At 71.9% G+C, this 15690-nt stretch carries 31 protein-coding genes and 1 pseudogene; 3 read left to right on the top strand and 29 right to left on the bottom strand.

Going from position 1 to position 15690, the window contains the following annotated elements:
- Positions 1-94: 94 nt before the first annotated feature.
- The 29 genes and pseudogenes from ACIBG7_RS43130 to ACIBG7_RS42990 all read right to left on the bottom strand — a co-directional run.
- Positions 95-622 carry a hypothetical protein gene (locus tag ACIBG7_RS43130; protein ID WP_397340074.1) on the bottom strand — a complete coding sequence of 176 codons (528 nt, stop codon included), beginning with the start codon at positions 620-622 and terminating at the stop codon, positions 95-97.
- A complete protein-coding gene (locus tag ACIBG7_RS43125; protein ID WP_397340073.1) occupies positions 619-1263 on the bottom strand; it encodes a hypothetical protein in 645 nt (214 codons plus the stop codon). Before ACIBG7_RS43125 ends, ACIBG7_RS43130 begins: the two co-directional genes overlap by 4 nt.
- On the bottom strand, positions 1263-1457 hold the full coding sequence (locus tag ACIBG7_RS43120; RefSeq protein WP_397340072.1) for a hypothetical protein: 195 nt from the start codon (positions 1455-1457) through the stop codon (positions 1263-1265). The genes ACIBG7_RS43125 and ACIBG7_RS43120 overlap by 1 nt, the downstream gene beginning before the upstream one ends.
- Positions 1454-1726 carry a hypothetical protein gene (locus ACIBG7_RS43115; protein ID WP_397340071.1) on the bottom strand — a complete coding sequence of 91 codons (273 nt, stop codon included), beginning with the start codon at positions 1724-1726 and terminating at the stop codon, positions 1454-1456. Before ACIBG7_RS43115 ends, ACIBG7_RS43120 begins: the two co-directional genes overlap by 4 nt.
- Positions 1723-2298 carry a hypothetical protein gene (locus tag ACIBG7_RS43110; RefSeq protein ID WP_397340070.1) on the bottom strand — a complete coding sequence of 192 codons (576 nt, stop codon included), beginning with the start codon at positions 2296-2298 and terminating at the stop codon, positions 1723-1725. Before ACIBG7_RS43110 ends, ACIBG7_RS43115 begins: the two co-directional genes overlap by 4 nt.
- The gene (locus tag ACIBG7_RS43105; RefSeq protein WP_397340069.1) at positions 2295-3242 is read right to left on the bottom strand and encodes a hypothetical protein; all 948 of its coding nucleotides are present in this window, start codon (positions 3240-3242) and stop codon (positions 2295-2297) included. Before ACIBG7_RS43105 ends, ACIBG7_RS43110 begins: the two co-directional genes overlap by 4 nt.
- Before the next feature lie 56 nt (positions 3243-3298).
- Positions 3299-3622, bottom strand: a complete 324-nt coding sequence (locus ACIBG7_RS43100) for a hypothetical protein (protein ID WP_397340068.1) — start codon at positions 3620-3622, stop codon at positions 3299-3301.
- The gene (locus ACIBG7_RS43095) at positions 3619-3846 is read right to left on the bottom strand and encodes a hypothetical protein (RefSeq protein WP_397340067.1); all 228 of its coding nucleotides are present in this window, start codon (positions 3844-3846) and stop codon (positions 3619-3621) included. Before ACIBG7_RS43095 ends, ACIBG7_RS43100 begins: the two co-directional genes overlap by 4 nt.
- Positions 3843-4142: a hypothetical protein gene (locus ACIBG7_RS43090; RefSeq protein ID WP_397340066.1), complete on the bottom strand. Its 300-nt coding sequence runs from the start codon at positions 4140-4142 to the stop codon at positions 3843-3845. The genes ACIBG7_RS43095 and ACIBG7_RS43090 overlap by 4 nt, the downstream gene beginning before the upstream one ends.
- On the bottom strand, positions 4139-5035 hold the full coding sequence (locus tag ACIBG7_RS43085; protein ID WP_397340065.1) for a hypothetical protein: 897 nt from the start codon (positions 5033-5035) through the stop codon (positions 4139-4141). Before ACIBG7_RS43085 ends, ACIBG7_RS43090 begins: the two co-directional genes overlap by 4 nt.
- A 105-nt stretch (positions 5036-5140) precedes the next feature.
- Entirely contained in the window at positions 5141-5389 is a 249-nt protein-coding gene (locus ACIBG7_RS43080) for a hypothetical protein (protein WP_397340064.1), read from the bottom strand.
- On the bottom strand, positions 5389-5835 hold the full coding sequence (locus ACIBG7_RS43075; RefSeq protein ID WP_397340063.1) for a hypothetical protein: 447 nt from the start codon (positions 5833-5835) through the stop codon (positions 5389-5391). Before ACIBG7_RS43075 ends, ACIBG7_RS43080 begins: the two co-directional genes overlap by 1 nt.
- Positions 5828-6247: a hypothetical protein gene (locus tag ACIBG7_RS43070; RefSeq protein WP_397340062.1), complete on the bottom strand. Its 420-nt coding sequence runs from the start codon at positions 6245-6247 to the stop codon at positions 5828-5830. Before ACIBG7_RS43070 ends, ACIBG7_RS43075 begins: the two co-directional genes overlap by 8 nt.
- Positions 6244-6549: a hypothetical protein gene (locus ACIBG7_RS43065; protein WP_397340061.1), complete on the bottom strand. Its 306-nt coding sequence runs from the start codon at positions 6547-6549 to the stop codon at positions 6244-6246. Before ACIBG7_RS43065 ends, ACIBG7_RS43070 begins: the two co-directional genes overlap by 4 nt.
- Complete coding sequence (locus ACIBG7_RS43060) at positions 6549-7082, bottom strand: hypothetical protein (protein WP_397340060.1); 534 nt, start codon at positions 7080-7082, stop codon at positions 6549-6551. Before ACIBG7_RS43060 ends, ACIBG7_RS43065 begins: the two co-directional genes overlap by 1 nt.
- A gap of 239 nt (positions 7083-7321) precedes the next feature.
- Entirely contained in the window at positions 7322-7771 is a 450-nt protein-coding gene (locus ACIBG7_RS43055; RefSeq protein WP_397340059.1) for a hypothetical protein, read from the bottom strand.
- Between the two features lie 125 nt (positions 7772-7896).
- Positions 7897-8343 (bottom strand): hypothetical protein, encoded by a 447-nt coding sequence (locus tag ACIBG7_RS43050; protein ID WP_397340058.1) that lies wholly within the window; start codon positions 8341-8343, stop codon positions 7897-7899.
- A complete protein-coding gene (locus tag ACIBG7_RS43045) occupies positions 8340-8600 on the bottom strand; it encodes a hypothetical protein (RefSeq protein ID WP_397340057.1) in 261 nt (86 codons plus the stop codon). Before ACIBG7_RS43045 ends, ACIBG7_RS43050 begins: the two co-directional genes overlap by 4 nt.
- A gap of 81 nt (positions 8601-8681) precedes the next feature.
- The gene (locus tag ACIBG7_RS43040) at positions 8682-9083 is read right to left on the bottom strand and encodes a hypothetical protein (RefSeq protein WP_397340056.1); all 402 of its coding nucleotides are present in this window, start codon (positions 9081-9083) and stop codon (positions 8682-8684) included.
- Positions 9080-9352, bottom strand: coding sequence for a hypothetical protein (locus ACIBG7_RS43035; protein ID WP_397340055.1), 273 nt, complete (start codon positions 9350-9352; stop codon positions 9080-9082). Before ACIBG7_RS43035 ends, ACIBG7_RS43040 begins: the two co-directional genes overlap by 4 nt.
- Positions 9349-9567, bottom strand: coding sequence for a hypothetical protein (locus tag ACIBG7_RS43030; RefSeq protein WP_397340054.1), 219 nt, complete (start codon positions 9565-9567; stop codon positions 9349-9351). The genes ACIBG7_RS43035 and ACIBG7_RS43030 overlap by 4 nt, the downstream gene beginning before the upstream one ends.
- A complete protein-coding gene (locus ACIBG7_RS43025) occupies positions 9564-10223 on the bottom strand; it encodes a hypothetical protein (RefSeq protein ID WP_397340053.1) in 660 nt (219 codons plus the stop codon). The genes ACIBG7_RS43030 and ACIBG7_RS43025 overlap by 4 nt, the downstream gene beginning before the upstream one ends.
- Entirely contained in the window at positions 10223-10816 is a 594-nt protein-coding gene (locus ACIBG7_RS43020) for a hypothetical protein (RefSeq protein ID WP_397340052.1), read from the bottom strand. Before ACIBG7_RS43020 ends, ACIBG7_RS43025 begins: the two co-directional genes overlap by 1 nt.
- Complete coding sequence (locus ACIBG7_RS43015) at positions 10813-10965, bottom strand: hypothetical protein (RefSeq protein ID WP_397340051.1); 153 nt, start codon at positions 10963-10965, stop codon at positions 10813-10815. The genes ACIBG7_RS43020 and ACIBG7_RS43015 overlap by 4 nt, the downstream gene beginning before the upstream one ends.
- The gene (locus ACIBG7_RS43010) at positions 10962-11252 is read right to left on the bottom strand and encodes a hypothetical protein (RefSeq protein ID WP_397340050.1); all 291 of its coding nucleotides are present in this window, start codon (positions 11250-11252) and stop codon (positions 10962-10964) included. Before ACIBG7_RS43010 ends, ACIBG7_RS43015 begins: the two co-directional genes overlap by 4 nt.
- Positions 11249-11638 carry a hypothetical protein gene (locus ACIBG7_RS43005; protein WP_397340049.1) on the bottom strand — a complete coding sequence of 130 codons (390 nt, stop codon included), beginning with the start codon at positions 11636-11638 and terminating at the stop codon, positions 11249-11251. The genes ACIBG7_RS43010 and ACIBG7_RS43005 overlap by 4 nt, the downstream gene beginning before the upstream one ends.
- Positions 11635-12354 (bottom strand): MerR family transcriptional regulator, encoded by a 720-nt coding sequence (locus tag ACIBG7_RS43000; protein WP_397340048.1) that lies wholly within the window; start codon positions 12352-12354, stop codon positions 11635-11637. The genes ACIBG7_RS43005 and ACIBG7_RS43000 overlap by 4 nt, the downstream gene beginning before the upstream one ends.
- 107 nt (positions 12355-12461) lie before the next feature.
- Positions 12462-12662 carry a helix-turn-helix domain-containing protein gene (locus tag ACIBG7_RS42995; protein ID WP_397340130.1) on the bottom strand — a complete coding sequence of 67 codons (201 nt, stop codon included), beginning with the start codon at positions 12660-12662 and terminating at the stop codon, positions 12462-12464.
- Between the two features lie 63 nt (positions 12663-12725).
- A pseudogene (locus ACIBG7_RS42990) lies at positions 12726-12908 on the bottom strand (helix-turn-helix transcriptional regulator); the annotation flags it as partial.
- A 207-nt stretch (positions 12909-13115) separates the two neighbouring features.
- Here ACIBG7_RS42990 and ACIBG7_RS42985 point away from each other — a divergent pair.
- The 3 genes from ACIBG7_RS42985 to ACIBG7_RS42975 all read left to right on the top strand — a co-directional run bounded on the left by ACIBG7_RS42985 (position 13116) and on the right by ACIBG7_RS42975 (position 15540).
- Complete coding sequence (locus tag ACIBG7_RS42985) at positions 13116-13526, top strand: 4-oxalocrotonate tautomerase family protein (protein WP_397340047.1); 411 nt, start codon at positions 13116-13118, stop codon at positions 13524-13526.
- A gap of 342 nt (positions 13527-13868) precedes the next feature.
- Positions 13869-14027 carry a hypothetical protein gene (locus tag ACIBG7_RS42980; RefSeq protein WP_397340046.1) on the top strand — a complete coding sequence of 53 codons (159 nt, stop codon included), beginning with the start codon at positions 13869-13871 and terminating at the stop codon, positions 14025-14027.
- A 97-nt stretch (positions 14028-14124) separates the two neighbouring features.
- Complete coding sequence (locus ACIBG7_RS42975; RefSeq protein ID WP_397340045.1) at positions 14125-15540, top strand: tyrosine-type recombinase/integrase; 1416 nt, start codon at positions 14125-14127, stop codon at positions 15538-15540.
- Positions 15541-15690 lie beyond the last annotated feature (150 nt).

Below are 15690 nucleotides of genomic sequence, written 5' to 3'. Positions count from 1 at the left end.
GGGTGGATCTTGATGCGGCTTGTGCCGCAGATGGCGCACCGCTGGAGCGCGACCAGGCCGGTTCGGTCGACCTCGATCCAGCGGTGCCGGTGGATCACGTGGCTGGGCGGGAGCGCAGCTCGTGCAGGTAGGCGAACAGGCCTTCGATGCGGGGCTCGTCGAGGCCTCCGGCGGTGCGCAGCGCTTCGGCGACGAGCTGGTCGCTCTCGGTCGCCTCGGCCGCCGAGAGCCAGTCCAGGCCCATCTGTCGGGCCTCCTGCGTGGTCACGACTCCCTGTAGCTCACGGCCGTGCCAGATCCAGACCAGGCCCCGCTTGTCCTTCGTGGAGCCGACCGGCAGCAGCGTCAGGGTCTCGTCGTGCCCCCAGCTGCAGCGCCCCGACTGGGAGACGAGGAGGTCGCCGGTGAACCGGCTCGCCGTGTCGGGGTCGAGGCCGAGTTTGAGGGTGACGTGTATCAGCATGTCGGCGTAGGCGGCGCAGGTGATCAGGTCGAGCGCGGTGTCGCGGACGGCGGCGACCGGGGCGATCCAGTCCCGGCCGTGCCAGGAGATGAGGCAGCCGGCCGGCCGGTCCGCGTCGCGGACGGAGACGATCGTGATGACGTCGGCGGGGGTGGTCATGCTCCCTCCCCGGTGGCGGTCGCGGGCAGCAGGGCGAGCGCCGCCGGGTAGCCCTCCTCCAGCAGCTGCCGTACGGCGAAGGCGCCCTGCGCCTCGGCTTGCTCGCGCAGGGTCGGCAGGCCGGAGTCGATGGCGGCCAGGACCTCCTCGCGGGTGGCTGGGCGTCCCTCGGCGTACCAGAGGACCTCGCTGGGGTCGCCGACCTCGATGAGCGGCCCGTCGGCCCGGTGCTGGACGGTGTAGGAGTGTGTGATCCACACGCCGACCGCGCCGGGGTTGCGGCGGATCATCACTCCGGCGGGGTCGATGTGGTCCTCGGGCAGGCCGGTGGTGCGGCGGGTCATGTGGGGTGTGGTCAGGAAGGGGCACGCCTGGACTGCGTGCAGGGCGCAGTCGCGGTGGGAGGGCGGTTCGGCGGTGACGCGGTTGACCGCGCACATGGGGCCGAGCACGAACGCTTTGTGCCGGCCGAGGACGCCGCCGCACAGCCAGCACAGGCCGGCGCGCAGGGCCTGGTGGAACTTGTGGTGGTCGGCGACGCGGTGGTCGGGCTGGCCGCCGGGCCAGGCGACGAACCACGGCACGATCCGGCCGTGCCGATCGCGCGGGAGGTCGGCCATGCGCTTGGGGACGGTGGTCATCAGGGGGCCTTTCGGATGGTGTCGGGGACGAAGTCGCCGCGGCGTACGGCTCCGTGTGAGCCGCGGTGGGGGTTGCAGACGCGGACCCACTGGCGTAGGCCGCCGCTCCAGCGCCAGCCGGCCGACAGGGCGCCGCACGGGCCCCACTGGCACAGCGCGGCCGGGGTCGGGTCGGGCGCGGGTGGCCGGGTCATGGCATCTCCAGGGCGTCGTGGATGGTGAGCTGGCCGGGGATGTCTCCGGGCGGCCGGACGGGCACGCGGAGCGTGAGCACCAGGCGGCGGGCGGCGCGGGCACGCCGCCGGTGGCAGGTGTCGCCGAGCAGCCGCCCGAACCGGCGGCGGAGGGCGGCGGCTGACCAGATGCGGCGGCCGCAGTCTTCGCACCGCGGCGTCCACTTCCGGCGCGGCCGCCGCGGCGGGTCCGGTGGGTCTGGCTCGGGCCAGGCGGGCAGCTGCGTCACGGCTGCGCTGCCTCGCGCTCGGCCCTGAGTACCTCGGCGCTGGTGATGATGACCCTCGCCAGCGCGGCGAGATCTTCGGCGCCGGGGGCGGGGTGCGGGAGGCTTCTCGCCCGGTCGATCGCGCGGAGGATCTCCAGGCCGGCGAACTCGATCTGGCTGGCGGCGGCCCTGAGCCACATCGCTGAGATCGCGCGGGAGCCGTCGGGGGTGGCGTGGTCGGGCCGGGCGGCGGCGCGGGCGCGGTCGAGGATCTCGGGCAGGCGGGCGGCCATCGCCTCGGCTTCGGCCCAGCGGTCCTCGATCGGCCAGCGCTCCGGCTCTCGGCCTTCGAGGGCCTGGCGGACGATGTACGGGATCTGGCGGCCGATCTCCAGCGCCAGGTCGAGATCGCGCTCGCGGCCGGCCGGGCAGCGGTTGAGGGTCGGGTCGCTGGCGTAGATGGCCACCACCTGCCGGTAGGCGTCGGCCACCGCGCGCAGCACCTCGGCGCCGCGCGGCTCGATCTCCTCGGCGCGGCGGTCGAGCGCGGCGGCTTTCCCGGGCAGTCCGGCGATGTGCGGGGGCGAGCTCATGACGCACCTGCCCGGTCGGCCTGGGCGTCGAGCCACTCCTGGACCACGGGCCCGGGCAGGAAGCGGCCGCGCGCCGGGACGGTGTAGCCCTGCTCTCGCGCCCACGCGCGCACCCGGGCGGGCTCGTAGTCGGCGTCGGGCGCGTACTTGCGTGCCGGGGTGGCAGTGGGCTGTCGGCCGGTCTTGGACCCGCCCTGGCCCGCCTCCGAGCCCGGCGGCGGCTGCTGGGGGGTGGCCTTGGCGGGCTTCGCGCGCAGGGCGCGGGCGCGCTGCTTGGCCTCGGTGAGCTTTGCTTCGAGGGCAGCGATCTCGTCGAGGACGGCTTGGCGAGCGCGTTCGACTTCGGCGTCCTGGGCGAGGCGCTCCTTGTAGGCGGTGACGCAGTCGTGGAGCGTGTCGAGGGCTGTCCGGGCCGCGCGGAGGGCTCCCTGCACGCGCTTGTTGTCGATCCCTGCGGCGAGCTCGAGGAGACGGTCGGCCGGGCCGTTGTGCTCGATCGGCTCGGCGGGCGCGGCCGGCGCGGCCGGCTCGGCCGGCTCGGCGGGCTCGGCGGGCTGCGGAAGGGGCGGCTCCGGCTCGGGAAGGCGTGGCGCGGCTTGCTCGGCCGGCCCGCTCGGCGCGTGGCGGGTGGTCTTCCTGGCCGGGGGTGGGGACGGCGGGGATGGCGGGCTGGCCGTGCGTGGCAGGCCCTTGGCCCACTCCAGATGGGAGGGGTCGACGCCGGCCGGGACGGTGACGGTGCGGCTGCCGGGGCAGACGACTCGCCCGTCGTCGCTGAGCAGCCAGCCCTTCTGGCCGTTGATCAGGGCCCGGACGGAGCCGAGTGGCCATCCGACCTCCTCGGCAGTGCGGGAGATGGCGTGGCCGGTGGCGAGCATGGCCAGCGCGCGGGACATGTCCGGGTGCATCGGCGTGCGGTCGTTGGTGGTGATGGCGGTGGTCATGGCGGTCCTGGGAGGTCAGGGGCGTGGCGGGCGCGCGCTGTGCCCGGGCTGGGGTGTCATTCGCTAGATGCCGGTCCGGGCCGCGAGGCGTTTCCCGGATCGGTGGCGGCGAGGTAGCGCTCGATGCGGCCCTCGCGCCGCCAGTCCGGCGCGGGCCTGAGCGGTGGCTTCCAGCCGGGTCCGGCGACGAGCTCGGCGACGGCTCGGCGGGCGAGCTCGTCGACCAGGTGCTCTTGGACGTACGGCCGGAGCATGAGGGCCAGGCCCTCGCGCAGCTCGGCCCATCGCTGCCGGATGTCGGGGTCGTCGGAGGCGGGGCCGATCGCGGCCCGCCGGCAGTCCGGGCACAACTTGGGGTCGGCGCACCCGTGGCCGGTCATCGAGGCCGCCGAGCCAGGTAGACGATCACGGTCACGGGCCAGGCGAACCCGAGCAGGAGGGCGGCGGCCAGGCTGGTCCACCACGCAGCGAACTGGATGTACTCGCCACGCGGTGGCCCGGTGTCGTGGATCGTCCGCACCACGGCAGACTGGGCGGCCGCCGCGACCGCCGCACCGATCATGGCGTAGCCGAGCAGGAGGGCGGCGACCCAGAGCCAGGTCACGGCGTGCCCCCGCAGGCGTCCGCGCCGGCGGGCTGGCGGTGGTCGTGGTGGTGGGCGCGGAATCGGTCGTGAGCGGCGGCGTGCTCAACCAGGGCGTCGCCCCAGGCGCGCATCGCCGCGCCCCAGGCGGTCCGCGCCTCGACGGTGGCGGGCGTGCCGGGCTGGGCGCGGCGCAGCCGCTGGTAGGTGCTGCCGGTGGCGGCGAGGTGGTCGTGGGCCTGCCGTAGCGCCTCGGCGAGGCGGTCGACGGCGGCCCTCAGGTCGTCGCGGCCGGGTGAGGCGGGGGTCGGGGTCATGAGGTCCTCCGGTGGGCGTCTGGTACCGCTCGCAGGTCGAGCTGGTGGGCTCGGATGGCGAGGGCGTCGCGTGGGGCGTTGTCGCCGAGCTCGGCCCGGGCGCGGGCCATGAGCTCGTGGCCGAGGTCGGGCAAGCGCGCGAGGTGCGCACGGGCGGCGTCGTAGTCGGCGACCGTGGGCGTGGGAGCCGAGCGAGAGCCTGTGCCGGGTAGCGCGGTAAGGAGTGGGGGCTGCCGGAAAACTTGATCTTTGGCCGAAGGCTCGCGGTGGACAGCCGGCCGGTCTTCCACATCAGGTTGTGAGACGGGCACCACCGGAGGAGAGGGACTGCTTTTAGAGGGATTGTCTTTAGAGGGACTTACGGTCCATCCGTCGATGGACCTTTCCCCCCTGTTGCTCCATCCGTCGATGGACCTTCCGCCTTGAAGCTCCATCGACGGATGGACCTTTCCCTGCTCTCCGGAAGGGTTTTCCACAGGTTCGGCGGTCGGGTTATCCACAGGAAAGGTCCACTCGTCGATGGAGCTTTGAGCCGTCGGGAGGACGACCGACGCCGGGAACTCAGGCAGCCGGAATCGCATCGAATGTCCGTTGTTGGCGAACGTCGGGCGTCCCCGCTTGTCGGTGCCGGTCGACACTCGGACGTCCAGGCCGCGCCGAGCCAGCCGGCCGAACACGTTGCCGAGCGACTTGGCGTCGATGTCGAGCGCGCCCCTGATGCGCTCGAACAACGACTCGTCGTCGGTCCGGTGCCGCAGCATGTCGCGCGAGCCCTCGTGGGCGCGCTCAGCGACCACGAACAGCACGGCGCGCTCGGCATGGGAGAGGCCGAGCTGGCGGGCCGCAGGAGTCCGCAACCACTCCACGACCTCGCCCACCAGACGTCCGCTCATGCCTTACCTTTCGTGCGCGCTCACTCCTTCGGGACTGGTCCTGGCCCTGTCTTCGGCGAGCCCAGATGCCCGGCCGCTGGCGCGCACGCATCCGGGGCGCTGGCGTCACCGGGTGCCCCGGCGCTTGTTCATGCGATGGGCGAGCAGGTGAGTGACCTCGGCCTGCCGGGCCCGCCGCTCAGCGAGCTGGGCGGCGGGCTGTCCAGCCGGAGCGGCGCGACGGGCCTTCTCCGCACGCAGCTCGCCCTCCAACCGGCGGATGGTGGCCCGCTGCCGGCGGTCTCTGTCCCACCACCAGGCGGCGGTCACGGCGGCGAGGGCGACCAGGCCCGCGATCAGGATCAGGACGCCCATCAGGTGCGCACCCCCGGATGAGTGCCCAGCTGGATCTGCAGCAGGTTCAGGGCGACGATCCTCAGCAGGGCGAGGACATGATCGCCCCTGACGCGCGGATCGTCGGGGACGGAGTCCATCAGCGCCTCCCACGTGGCCTGGTCGTCGAGTGCGCGGGCGACCAGGAGGCGTCCTGACCACCGGGTCAAAGGCTCGACGTCGTCGGCGAAGACCGCGGCGTCGGCGCCCTCCGGCAGCCACATGAGTTGGATGAGGCTCCCGTCGGCGAACATGCCTGATCGGTCGATCAAGGTGTCGGACCAGGCGAGGATCGCCCTGACGAGACCGTCCGGCTCGCACTCGTCGATGAGCGCCTGCACATGGCCGACCGCAGCGGTCAGATCGTGCGGAGTGCGCATCGCCGCGTGAAGGGCAGCGGTGCCTAGCTCGAACCATCGCTCAGCCATGGCTCGCCGCCTTGGCCAGAGCCCGCTCGCTATCCAGCGTCCTGCGCTCGGCGATGGCGAGCCGGGCCTCCAGGGCGGCGATCGTCTCCCGCGCCCGGCCGAGGTCGTCGATCGTCCCCTGGGTGGAGCGCAACCGGGTGAGCTCGGCCTCCAGCGAGTCGATCCGCTCGACCAGCTCGAACGTCGTCGCCCCCCGCGCGTTCTCGGTGTCGGCCCGCACCCTGATCTTCCTGGCGTGGGCGAGCTGCTCCTCCAGGGTGGCGACGCGCTTCCGAGACTCGCCGATCTCGGCCGCCTGCTCCTCGATGAGCCGGGTCAGCACGGCCGCAGTCCTGCGGCGGGTGATCCGGATGAGGGAGACCGTTAGACCGGCCAGCGCGCCCAAGGTGAGCGCGACGTACACGCCGCTCATCGCGCAACCTCCAGCCGTGCGGCCACTTCGCGGGCCACACAGAGCTCGGCCTCGGACACGTCGACCATCCCGAGCAGGTCGTCCAGGTCGGGCTCCCTGCGGCGGATGATCAAGACGGCCGCCAGGATCCGCTCCCGCTGCGCGATCCGGTCCTGGTCCTCCTGGTTGGGAGCGCCGCCGGTCGCCGTGCGGGTGATGAGCTGCTCACGCTCTTCGTCACGGTGCGAGAGCGCCCACGGCGAGGTGGCCGAGCGGGACCGGCGGGCGGTCGCCGCCGCTCCGATCATGGCTTCGGTGGCCATCAGTCCTCCCGGGGCAGGCGGGCCGTGCCGAGCGCCTCGGTGAACGCCGGCGGGGGGCCGAGCCGCTCGAACAGCTCGCCCAGCGCCTCGGCCTCCTCAGGGGTGACGTGCTGGGCAGGCCGGCCGGTGGTGCCGCCCGGCTCCCCGACGGCGCGCTCGATAGTCGCCAACGTCGCGGCCAGATCCGCCTCGCGCTCACGGATGAGGTCGGCGAGCAGGGTCTCCACGCATCCGGTGCAGACGTCGACCTTGAGGGGGTTGGGGTGCCAGGCGCAGCCGCCCTCGCAGGCGGCGTTCTCGGTGCAGCCGCACAGCGCGCACGAGGGTTCGCCGGTCTTGGCCGCCGCTGTTCGGGCGAGCCGCCAGCGTTCCTGCACGTCGGCAGGAGTCAGCCCAGAGCCCATGGCCCGGTGCGCGCGAGCGGCGAGGACTTCGGCGGCGAGCTGGGCGCGTCCGCTGGTGACCCGCGGCGTGCGCAAGATCCACGACAGCAGGTCGTTGACGGCGTGGGCCTCCTTGACGGTGAGGGCCATCAGGACCTCACCTTCTGGGCGCGGGACTCCTGGTAGCCGCACGGCGGGGTGTCGTCGGGGATGGCGGGCGGGTCGAACGGGACCCGCCAGATGGTCGGTGGCATGAGCTCCTCCTGGGAGCGGATGACTGATCAGGGATGGGGCTGGCCGGGAGGCCAGGGAAACGCCTCCCGGCCAGCGGGGGCCCGCCGGCGCGTGACCCGGCGCGCTGGTCGGCGGGGGCTCAGGGGGCGAGATGCTCAGCCACGGCGTGCCCCCGGGCGACGCCGTGACCGAAGCAGCGATCGGCGAGGCCGGCGGGCCGGGATGTGGACCCGCCCGCAGACGCAATCAACGGCCTGCTCCGGCGCGGGGGACTCCCCCGGCGAGCGATACGCGGTCAGGTCCGGGCGAGGGCAGTCCAGCACCGCCAGGTAGCCCTCGTCGGGCCAGAGCCGGTCGACGAGCTCGGCCAGGAGCACGTCGTCCTCGTCCAGCAGCGGGAACCGCTCGGGGTAGACGGCGCCGCCGCACCGCTCGGGCAGCGCGACAGGCTCCTCCAGGAGGTCGGCCAGCGGCTTGGCCGACGGGTGCCAGCGGCGGGCGGCGGCCCGCGCGGTGGTGCGGCCGTCGGCGCGGAAGGCCCAGAAGACCAGGGCTGCCACCAGGGTGGCGGCCGCGAGAAGGGGCGCGGCCTGTTCGGGTGTCATATCTCACCTCCAGTGGGTCAGTGACGGCGGCAGCTCGCTCCAGGCACGCCCGTGGGCGGCCCATCGGGCGCGGGCCCGGTGGCGGCCGCGGCGGGTCAGGCCGCGCCACCAGGCGCGCAGGCTCGTCACCGACGTGTCTCGGGGAGGAGGGCGCCGCGGGCCTGCGACGGGCGCGGCCGGGTGAGGGAGGCGTCGGGGTCGCCGGCGAGCTCCGGCGCCTGGAAGCCGCCCAACCCCGGCGGGGTGGGCTGGGGGGCGGGCTGGGGCGGCAGGCCGGCGCACTGCTGCCGGTAGCGGCTCACGGTCTCGGCAGCCACCTTGAGGACGGCGGCCAAGCTCGCGCGGTCCGCCTGCAGCTCCTCGACCTTCCGCTCGTGGTCGGCCTTCTCGGTGGCGATCTGCTGGTCGAGTCCAGAGACCTGGTCGGTGAGCGCGTCACGGTGGCGCTCGGCGTCGCGCAGCAGCTCGCGCAGGGCCTGGTGGCCGCGAGGCTCGCTCGACGCCTGGCCGGGGTAGGGGTGCTGTCCCTGCGGGTGGGACACCGGCTGGTGCTGGGGCTGGGGGTGGTTCATGACGTGCTCCTGGCTGTGGTGAGGGCGGCCGCGCGCTCGACCTGCTCGCGCAGGCCCTCCCGCAGCCCGTCGGGGGTGTCGGAGTCGATGGTCCGAGCGAGGTTGGCCTTGATCTCCTCTGGGGTGAGCTGCTTTAGGCGGGTGGCGAAGCAGTAAGCGGCGCTGGGCTTGGACTGCCAGATGGACCAGCCGGGGTAGGCCTCCTGCAGCTTCTGCAGGGGCTCGGGGAGGGGGTGATCAGGGATAGGGTGGATCATCGTCTCGGCCTCTTTCTGCTGATCAGGGTGGTGTTGTCGGGCATGCCGCCCGCCGTGGCAGCGGCGGGCGGAACGGCGCTCCTAGTCGCAGGTGCAGGGACAGGTGGAGTCGCCGAGGTAGTTGGTGGGGCACTCCGGGTTCGGGCCCCCGCACGCGCCCTCTGTGCAGCAGCCGCAGTCCCCGCAGGTCTCGGAGACGCTGGGCTGGTCGTGGGTGCAGGTGACGGTGGGCTGGCCGTACAGCGCCCGGCCGAGGCGGCAGCGCTGCGAGTGCTCGGCCACGTACGCGGCCACCGGCGGACCGGCCGCGGACAGGTCCTTGCGATCGAGCTCCACCTCCAGCCGGGTCAGCGTGCGGTTGAGCTGGCCGAGCTTGTCGGCGGCGTAGTACCAGTTGCCGTCCTCGATCGCGCCGATGAGGCGCGACATGTAGTCGATCGCCGAGACGGCGTCCTCAGAGATCCGGGCTTCGCGGGGGTTCATGAGCGAGGCTCCTCGCGTGGTGGCTGGGCGGCGGCCGCGGCCGACGGGCCGAGACGGACGTTGATGTAGCGGGAGACCCTGCCGGGGGTGTCACGCTGGGGTCGCAGCGCCGACACCTTGCCGAGGTGCCAGCCGGGCATGGCCTCGACCGCCACCTCGACCACCCGCAGGAGAGCGGCGACCTCCTCGGGCGTGCCGGTCAGGCGGATCACCGACGGAGGCGGGGGGCCCGGCTCGGTGCCGCCGCCGTAGCGGCCCTGCGTGGTCACGTCCGCTCCACGCGAAGCATCGGGAACTGCTCGTAAGCCGCGGCTGCGACTGCGGCCTGCTCGGCTGTCGCGAGCGCCTCCGCGTCGGCCGGCCCAAGCTGCCCGCGCAGGTCGGCCCCAATGCAGGAGCAGATACTCCACCGCTCGACGAGCACGCTGCCGTCCGGCAGCTGCTTCTGGAGGGCGAGCACCTCGGCGGTGTGTCCGGGCTTCATGAGGTCTCTCCGATCGAGGGCAGGGCGGCAAAGGGCGACCGCGCGCCGCGCCCAGCGGCGCGTGCGGCTGCCCAGTCGAGCGAGGCGTCGGCCGCCAGCGCGGTCAGGTCGCCGACCCGGTAGAGCGGCACGTCCGGCGCGACGCTCTTGGGCAGGTGACCGCACCGGCTGTACCGGGCCGGGGCGATCCGGCCCACCCGCACCAGGTGGGCGAAGTCGGTCTCCCGCACGCGCAGCCACTCGGCGGCCTGGGCGGCCATCAGCAGCTGGCCCTCGGTCGCCGCCTGCTCCAGCTGCGCCGGGTCCAGGTGGAGTCGCTCCAGGGCCAGGCCGCAGTAGATCGGCCAGCCCTTGTACTCGCCGACCACCGGGATCACGCCGCGGCGGCCGAGCTCCGACACGGCGTCCGGGTTGACCTCAACGCCGAACCGCCGGGTGAGGGCCTCGGCTGCGCGCGTCGCGCCGCTGTCCGGGATGAAGCCGACGCCCGCGTGGATCTGCTCGGCGCGGGCGGCGAGCTCGTTGACCAGGTCGGCCGACCAGCCGCGCGAACGGTCCATCGGCGGGATGAGGCCGAGCGTGAGCGCCCGCTCCAGCTGCCAGTGGCGCAGCCCAAGCAGCTCGCGCAGCTGAGTGAGGGTGGATGCGCGGGCCATTATGAACCGCCCCTTTCGGAGGTGGCAGAGGCCGCTCCCGCCTGCTGGAGAACCCAGCGCACGGCGGCAGTACGGCTGGTCAGGTCATCTCGCTTGGGGGACGCGCTAGGGCCGTACCGCTCGTGGTCGATGACGCCAGCAGCGAACCAGCGGCTCTTGAGCTGGCGGCCCTTCCCCCGGGCCGGGCCGACGATGCCGAGCACGTCAGCCACCGTGCGCGGCCGGGTGGCAGTCGCGGTCACCACGAAGTACTCCGGGCCCTCCCCGTCCCAGTTGCGCAGCAGAGGCGGCCCGGCGTGGAGCCACACGTTCCCGGCCTTAATCGGCGCCGTGCCGTACCCGATGTACTCCACCGGGCCGCACTCCGTGGCCATTCCCGTACGGGAGTTGTCGCTGTCGTCGCCCGGGGCGACGCTCACGGTCCACTCGTGGAAGGTCCCGCAGCCCTCCGGCTTGGGGCACACCAGCCGGATGGAGTGATCGCGGCGACCACCATAGAAGGCGAGGTCCTTGGTCGTGACGTCCCAGCTGGTCCGCTTGCACCCGTCCGAGTGGCCGAGGTCGCGCCACGCCAGGTAGTCCGAAGCGATCATCGGGCGTCACCGCCATGCGCGTCGACCGCGGCCGCGTCGGTCGCGGGGGCCTCCCGCCGGGCAGCGGCGAAGGCGGCGTACAGGACGGGCGCGGCTATGACGGCGACGCCGGCGGCTGCGCTCGCGAGGCCGAGTAGGAGGTCGGTCATCGCGCCACCGCCAGTCCCCTGGCGGTGGCGCGCATCTGCCTGACGGCCTCGCCCCGGGCAATGGACCCGGAGCAGGAGACGACCCAGGCGCTGTCGCCGCCTACCTTGTCCAGGTGCGCGGCCATGGCGGCGAGCGCGGCCTGGGAGAGAGCCCAGTCGCCGGCGACGTCCCTCATGATGTGCTCGATCGCGACCCGGGTGACGCGCGTGCAGTCGAGCTTGGCGATCTCGGGCGCGGCCCGGGTCAGGACGTCGGCCAGCTGGTGCGCCTCGAAGAGGGCGATCACGCGGCACCTCCCGCCGCGAGCAGCTCGTGCTCGATCTCCGCACGCGTGCGCAGCCGCGCCCACCGTCCAAGGTCCCGCTCAGGGTCGCCGGGGTAGCCGAGGTGATCGGCAAGCATCTGGCGAACCTCGACGACGCCGGGGCCCGGGAGGCCCTCCTGCTGGTCGACGGCGGCGTCGATCGCGGCCAGCACGTCGCGGCCGTGAAGCAGGTCCGCGGCCGTCACCAGGAGCTCCCTGGTCATGCTCGCGCGCCGGTCGACGAGGAGATCGAGGGCGCGGTCGACCGCCTCGGGGAAGCTGCCGGCGAGGTTACGGAGGATGAAGTCGGCGTCGAAGGACAGCCCCAGGCCCTCGATACGGCGGGTCACGTCGTCGGCGCTGGTCATCGGCCCTCACCGGCCGGCACGTAGGTGGCGCCGTAGGTGTGGGCGATGGCGGCGGCGATCTGCTCGATGGTGCACTCGTAGAGCGCCGGCTCAGGGCTCATGATCTTGCCGCAGCGGCCGTGGGACCGCTCGACCACGACCCGCTCCAGGGCGTGCTCGGGCATGTGGGCCTCGCGGGCGCTGTCCCAGTCGAGCACCTCGACAGTGATCGTGTGCGACTGGTCGGCGAGGTCAGCCCGCTGCTTGACGGTCGTCTGGACGTCGGGGCGGAGGATCATCGGGGTGCGGAGCGCCCAGAAGCGGCCCGCCAGCAGCAGCACCTCACCTCCACGGGCGAGGTCGACGGCCACGGTGCGGCGGGTCTTGCGCCGGACCTTGCCGACGTGGGCCTGCCGGCCGATGGCGAACCGGATCACCTCGCCGCCGGTCACGTCCTCGAACTCGATCGCCTGCATGTGCGGCGGGATGGGCAGCTGCTGATGCTTGACCTTGCGCTGCAGGGTCGTCTGCGGCTTGGACCGGGCTGCGAGGAGACGCTTCGCCTCGACGACGTCAGCCTGGCGGTAGCGGGCGTGGCCGCCGGCGGTGCGGCAGGCGACGGCCAGCAGGCCGGAGCTTGTCCAACCGGCGATGACCCTGGCGGAGACGCCGGCGAAGCTGGCGGCCTCGCCTGGGGTGATCAGGTCGGTCTCGGGTGGCGGGCTAGTGTGGTTCATGAGGCTCGTGGCCCCCTTCTACGGGTGGGGATACGGGTCGAGTCGTCGGGCTCCAGCCGGGTCGCGTCCGGAGTGGAGCCCGCGGCGTTTAGGGCGGCCGGCGGGCTCTAGTCGTCGCTGGCGTCGTAGTTCTCAAGCCACTTCTCGGCGACGGACCGGCGGATCTTGAGGCGCTTGCCGACGCGCCTAAACTCGGGCCCCTTCTTCTGGTGCCGCAGGTGGCGGAGGGTGCCCACCGGCATGTTGGCCAGCAGGGCGACGTCCTCGAAGTTCAGCCAGGGGTCTTCGACTGGGGCGACGCTCAGCATCGGCGTCTCCTCTCTGTTGTTCAAATCTTCGGACAGTTCGGGCGTGAAAAGATCGGGCTGACCGAGTGCACGCGCTATCGCTGCGGCGGTGGTGGGAGTGCAGCGGCGGCGCCCCCTGGAAAGCAGAGAGACGAATTGACGGGATATGCCCGCGATCTCGGCCAGTCCAGCAGCGCTCAGCCCCGCCCGGTCGAGTGCGGCCCGGAAGTGGCCCGCGTCTCGGATGGCATGGACTGGTCTCGGCATTCCGCGCTCCTGTTGTTCGATTGACCGAACACTACGCCCGACCGCCGGATGGTGTCTAGTGATGTCGGATAGTTTTCCGGCTGGGGGTTCCGCTCTTACCTGCTGGGAGTGGTTTACTCACACCGTCTGGTTGACGACGTTATCGAGCGGTACAAGTGAGTTGGCCGATGAATCGAACATCGGCCGCCCTGGCGAGGAGAGGACTGCATGCCGCCGAGTGGTGGGACTCCCGGCAGTGCGGACCGCGACGACCTCAGTCGCTACGTCCGCGATTACCTAGCCGAGCACAACGAGAGCGAGCGCGCCCTGGCGCGCCGGAGCAGGGACCCGCAGACCGGGCTCTCGCTCGTTCATACCTGGATCAACTCCTTGGTGTTGGGCATCACGCCGGCGCCAAGCCTGTGGCGCTTGCGGGCGCTGGCGGCCGGCATGGGTGTGCCGACCCGGCTCCTGGCGGAGCTGGCAGCGGCGCAGTGGCTCGGGGTCGAGGTAATGGAGGCTGCCACCAGCAATGATGAAGATTGGGTGACCGTTACCGTGCCGAAGGGACTGACTCCGGAGGAGAAGGAACGATTTGTCCGCATGGTGGAGGAAATGGCCCGCCATATGGGTAAATAACAGACAGTGATGCCACAAGCACTCTAGATAACAATGCGATTTCTGTTCGCTTTTGGTTACAACAACAACAGGACAACCAGGGTGACACTCGGCACATAACCCCTTCTGTCTCAGAGAGGCCGAGAGATGCCCTCGCTACTCGTCCGTCACGCGAGGCCGAACGAGATCTTGCACGGCAGGGTCAGTCTTGCAAGGGTCGGCGGCCGGCTGGAACTGCGCATCCATCCAGCCGCCGACGTAGATCCCGCCGCGTTTGAACCGATGTCCAAGATCGGTGCCGACGGCCTGGACCAGCTTCTACCGGTCCTTCGGCCCGGTCGGCCACCGACAGTCCGCTACTTCGTGGAGCGCAACCTTCCCGGCGGCAAGCTGGTGGCCGCCGACCTGGAGCCCTACCAGGCCGACATCTACATCGAGCACGGGCTGATGTCACAGGAGGTCGCCGACGAGATCGCTGGCCACTCCACACGCCTGTTCCGCCGCCTCACTCCCCCGATCTAGGAGACCCCGTGGCACCGCCACTCGAACGGTGCGGCTGCTTGCCGACCACTCCCCCCATCCGTCCCGCCACTCCGCTCCCCTGACCTAGGAGGATCTCGTGGCCAAGCCCACCAAGCGGTGCAACTGCCGCGACCCCAAGACGAAGAAGAAGCTCGGCAAGAGCTGCCCCTTACTCCCCAAGCGGGATCATGGCGGCTGGTGGATCCGCTACGAAGGACCACCGGGCCCGGATGGCAAGCGCCGGCGGCCCTGGGCCGGGCCGTACCGGACCGCGACCGAGGCGACGAAGGACCTGCAGCGCCTGCAGAGCGAGGCCGACGCCGGAGTGCCGATCGTCGACAAGCGCCTCAAGTTCGGCGCCTGGCTCGACGAGTGGATCGCCGGGAAGCGGCGGCTCAAGGACTCCACGCGCGAGTCGTATGTGGAGGCGATCCGGCTGTACGGCAAGCCGGGCCTCGGACACGTGCCCCTGACGGACCTCAACGAGGGACACCTGAACGCGCTGTATGAGGCGATGGCGCAGATCAACCGGCTCCCGGCCGGGGAGGAGCCGGGTGAGCTGCTGCGCCGTCTGCTGGCAGCCCGGGCGGCAGCTCCGTGGGTCTATGCCCGCGACGAGAGCGGCGCGCGGCTACCAGAGAAGCTGGCCGAAGGTGAGCAGATCGGGCCGGCACCGGGCTTGAAGCGTCAGGCCCCGTTGTCCGCGGCGCGCATCCAGCGCGTGCATCGCGTGCTGTCCAGCGCGCTCGGGACGGCGTTCAAGCAGAAGCGGATCAGGCACAACCCCGCTCAGCACGTCGAGCTCCCGAAGGTGCGGAAGGTCAGACCGCTGGTGTGGACGACCGAGCGCGTCGCGCGCTGGCGGGAGACCGGCAAGGTTCCGAGCCCCGTCATGGTCTGGACCCCTGCACTCGCAGGGGAGTTCCTGGATGCGTGCGTGAGGCGGCAGGAACGGCTCTACCCGCTCTATCACCTGACAGCCACGCGAGGGCCCCGCCGCGGCGAGGTCTGCGGGGTGCTGTGGGAGAACTCCGACATCGACACGTCGAAGACGATCTCGCTCGTGGAGTCCGCCGATGAGGAAGACGACGGGCTGAAGTCGGACAGCTCCTGGCGCACGTTCGCGATCGGAGATGAGAACGCGGCCCTGCTCAAGGCGTGGCGGCACCAGCAGCGGCGGGAGCGCCTGGCGGCGGGTGAGTCGTGGGTGGACACCGGCCTGATGTTCACCAATCCGGACGGGACGGCGCTGCGCGAGGAGTACGTGAGCGAGCACTTCGCCGCCATCGTGGCGGCGGCCGGGCTCCCCCCGATCCGATTCCATGATCTTCGGCACTGCGCGGCGTCGCTGATGCTCGCCGCAGGCATCGATCCGAAGGTGGTGTCGGCGACGCTCGGGCATGCGCGCTACAGCTTCACGATGGACGTCTACACCTCGGTCATGCCGGACGTGGCCCAGGCGGCGGCGAATGCGACCATCGCGATCATCCCTCGGTCGGCCCGGCAATCATGATCGTTTGCAGGATGGTCTGGCAATGGTCCGGCAATGGCCTTTAGAAGATCAAAAGGCCCTTCCCCAGAAAACTGGGAAAGGGCCTTCTTCCTGCGGAGGCTCGGGGATTTGAACCCCGGATGGGCGGTAAACCCAAACCGCATTAGCAGT

It is taken from the genome of Nonomuraea sp. NPDC050328 (assembly GCF_044459405.1).
Taxonomy (GTDB): domain Bacteria; phylum Actinomycetota; class Actinomycetes; order Streptosporangiales; family Streptosporangiaceae; genus Nonomuraea.
This window is presented reverse-complemented; position numbering and strand designations above follow the sequence as displayed.

What these genes read in the sequence shown, in the direction of transcription:
- ACIBG7_RS43130 (WP_397340074.1), bottom strand. Translation starts at nt 622, where the DNA reads ATGACCACCCCCGCCGACGTCATCACGATCGTCTCCGTCCGCGACGCG.
- ACIBG7_RS43125 (WP_397340073.1), bottom strand. Translation starts at nt 1,263, where the DNA reads ATGACCACCGTCCCCAAGCGCATGGCCGACCTCCCGCGCGATCGGCAC.
- ACIBG7_RS43120 (WP_397340072.1), bottom strand. Translation starts at nt 1,457, where the DNA reads ATGACCCGGCCACCCGCGCCCGACCCGACCCCGGCCGCGCTGTGCCAG.
- ACIBG7_RS43110 (WP_397340070.1), bottom strand. Translation starts at nt 2,298, where the DNA reads ATGAGCTCGCCCCCGCACATCGCCGGACTGCCCGGGAAAGCCGCCGCG.
- ACIBG7_RS43105 (WP_397340069.1), bottom strand. Translation starts at nt 3,242, where the DNA reads ATGACCACCGCCATCACCACCAACGACCGCACGCCGATGCACCCGGAC.
- ACIBG7_RS43100 (WP_397340068.1), bottom strand. Translation starts at nt 3,622, where the DNA reads ATGACCGGCCACGGGTGCGCCGACCCCAAGTTGTGCCCGGACTGCCGG.
- ACIBG7_RS43090 (WP_397340066.1), bottom strand. Translation starts at nt 4,142, where the DNA reads ATGACCCCGACCCCCGCCTCACCCGGCCGCGACGACCTGAGGGCCGCC.
- ACIBG7_RS43085 (WP_397340065.1), bottom strand. Translation starts at nt 5,035, where the DNA reads ATGAGCGGACGTCTGGTGGGCGAGGTCGTGGAGTGGTTGCGGACTCCT.
- ACIBG7_RS43080 (WP_397340064.1), bottom strand. Translation starts at nt 5,389, where the DNA reads ATGGGCGTCCTGATCCTGATCGCGGGCCTGGTCGCCCTCGCCGCCGTG.
- ACIBG7_RS43075 (WP_397340063.1), bottom strand. Translation starts at nt 5,835, where the DNA reads ATGGCTGAGCGATGGTTCGAGCTAGGCACCGCTGCCCTTCACGCGGCG.
- ACIBG7_RS43070 (WP_397340062.1), bottom strand. Translation starts at nt 6,247, where the DNA reads ATGAGCGGCGTGTACGTCGCGCTCACCTTGGGCGCGCTGGCCGGTCTA.
- ACIBG7_RS43065 (WP_397340061.1), bottom strand. Translation starts at nt 6,549, where the DNA reads ATGGCCACCGAAGCCATGATCGGAGCGGCGGCGACCGCCCGCCGGTCC.
- ACIBG7_RS43060 (WP_397340060.1), bottom strand. Translation starts at nt 7,082, where the DNA reads ATGGCCCTCACCGTCAAGGAGGCCCACGCCGTCAACGACCTGCTGTCG.
- ACIBG7_RS43055 (WP_397340059.1), bottom strand. Translation starts at nt 7,771, where the DNA reads ATGACACCCGAACAGGCCGCGCCCCTTCTCGCGGCCGCCACCCTGGTG.
- ACIBG7_RS43050 (WP_397340058.1), bottom strand. Translation starts at nt 8,343, where the DNA reads ATGAACCACCCCCAGCCCCAGCACCAGCCGGTGTCCCACCCGCAGGGA.
- ACIBG7_RS43045 (WP_397340057.1), bottom strand. Translation starts at nt 8,600, where the DNA reads ATGATCCACCCTATCCCTGATCACCCCCTCCCCGAGCCCCTGCAGAAG.
- ACIBG7_RS43040 (WP_397340056.1), bottom strand. Translation starts at nt 9,083, where the DNA reads ATGAACCCCCGCGAAGCCCGGATCTCTGAGGACGCCGTCTCGGCGATC.
- ACIBG7_RS43030 (WP_397340054.1), bottom strand. Translation starts at nt 9,567, where the DNA reads ATGAAGCCCGGACACACCGCCGAGGTGCTCGCCCTCCAGAAGCAGCTG.
- ACIBG7_RS43025 (WP_397340053.1), bottom strand. Translation starts at nt 10,223, where the DNA reads ATGGCCCGCGCATCCACCCTCACTCAGCTGCGCGAGCTGCTTGGGCTG.
- ACIBG7_RS43020 (WP_397340052.1), bottom strand. Translation starts at nt 10,816, where the DNA reads ATGATCGCTTCGGACTACCTGGCGTGGCGCGACCTCGGCCACTCGGAC.
- ACIBG7_RS43015 (WP_397340051.1), bottom strand. Translation starts at nt 10,965, where the DNA reads ATGACCGACCTCCTACTCGGCCTCGCGAGCGCAGCCGCCGGCGTCGCC.
- ACIBG7_RS43005 (WP_397340049.1), bottom strand. Translation starts at nt 11,638, where the DNA reads ATGACCAGCGCCGACGACGTGACCCGCCGTATCGAGGGCCTGGGGCTG.
- ACIBG7_RS43000 (WP_397340048.1), bottom strand. Translation starts at nt 12,354, where the DNA reads ATGAACCACACTAGCCCGCCACCCGAGACCGACCTGATCACCCCAGGC.
- ACIBG7_RS42995 (WP_397340130.1), bottom strand. Translation starts at nt 12,662, where the DNA reads ATGCTGAGCGTCGCCCCAGTCGAAGACCCCTGGCTGAACTTCGAGGAC.
- ACIBG7_RS42985 (WP_397340047.1), top strand. Translation starts at nt 13,116, where the DNA reads ATGCCGCCGAGTGGTGGGACTCCCGGCAGTGCGGACCGCGACGACCTC.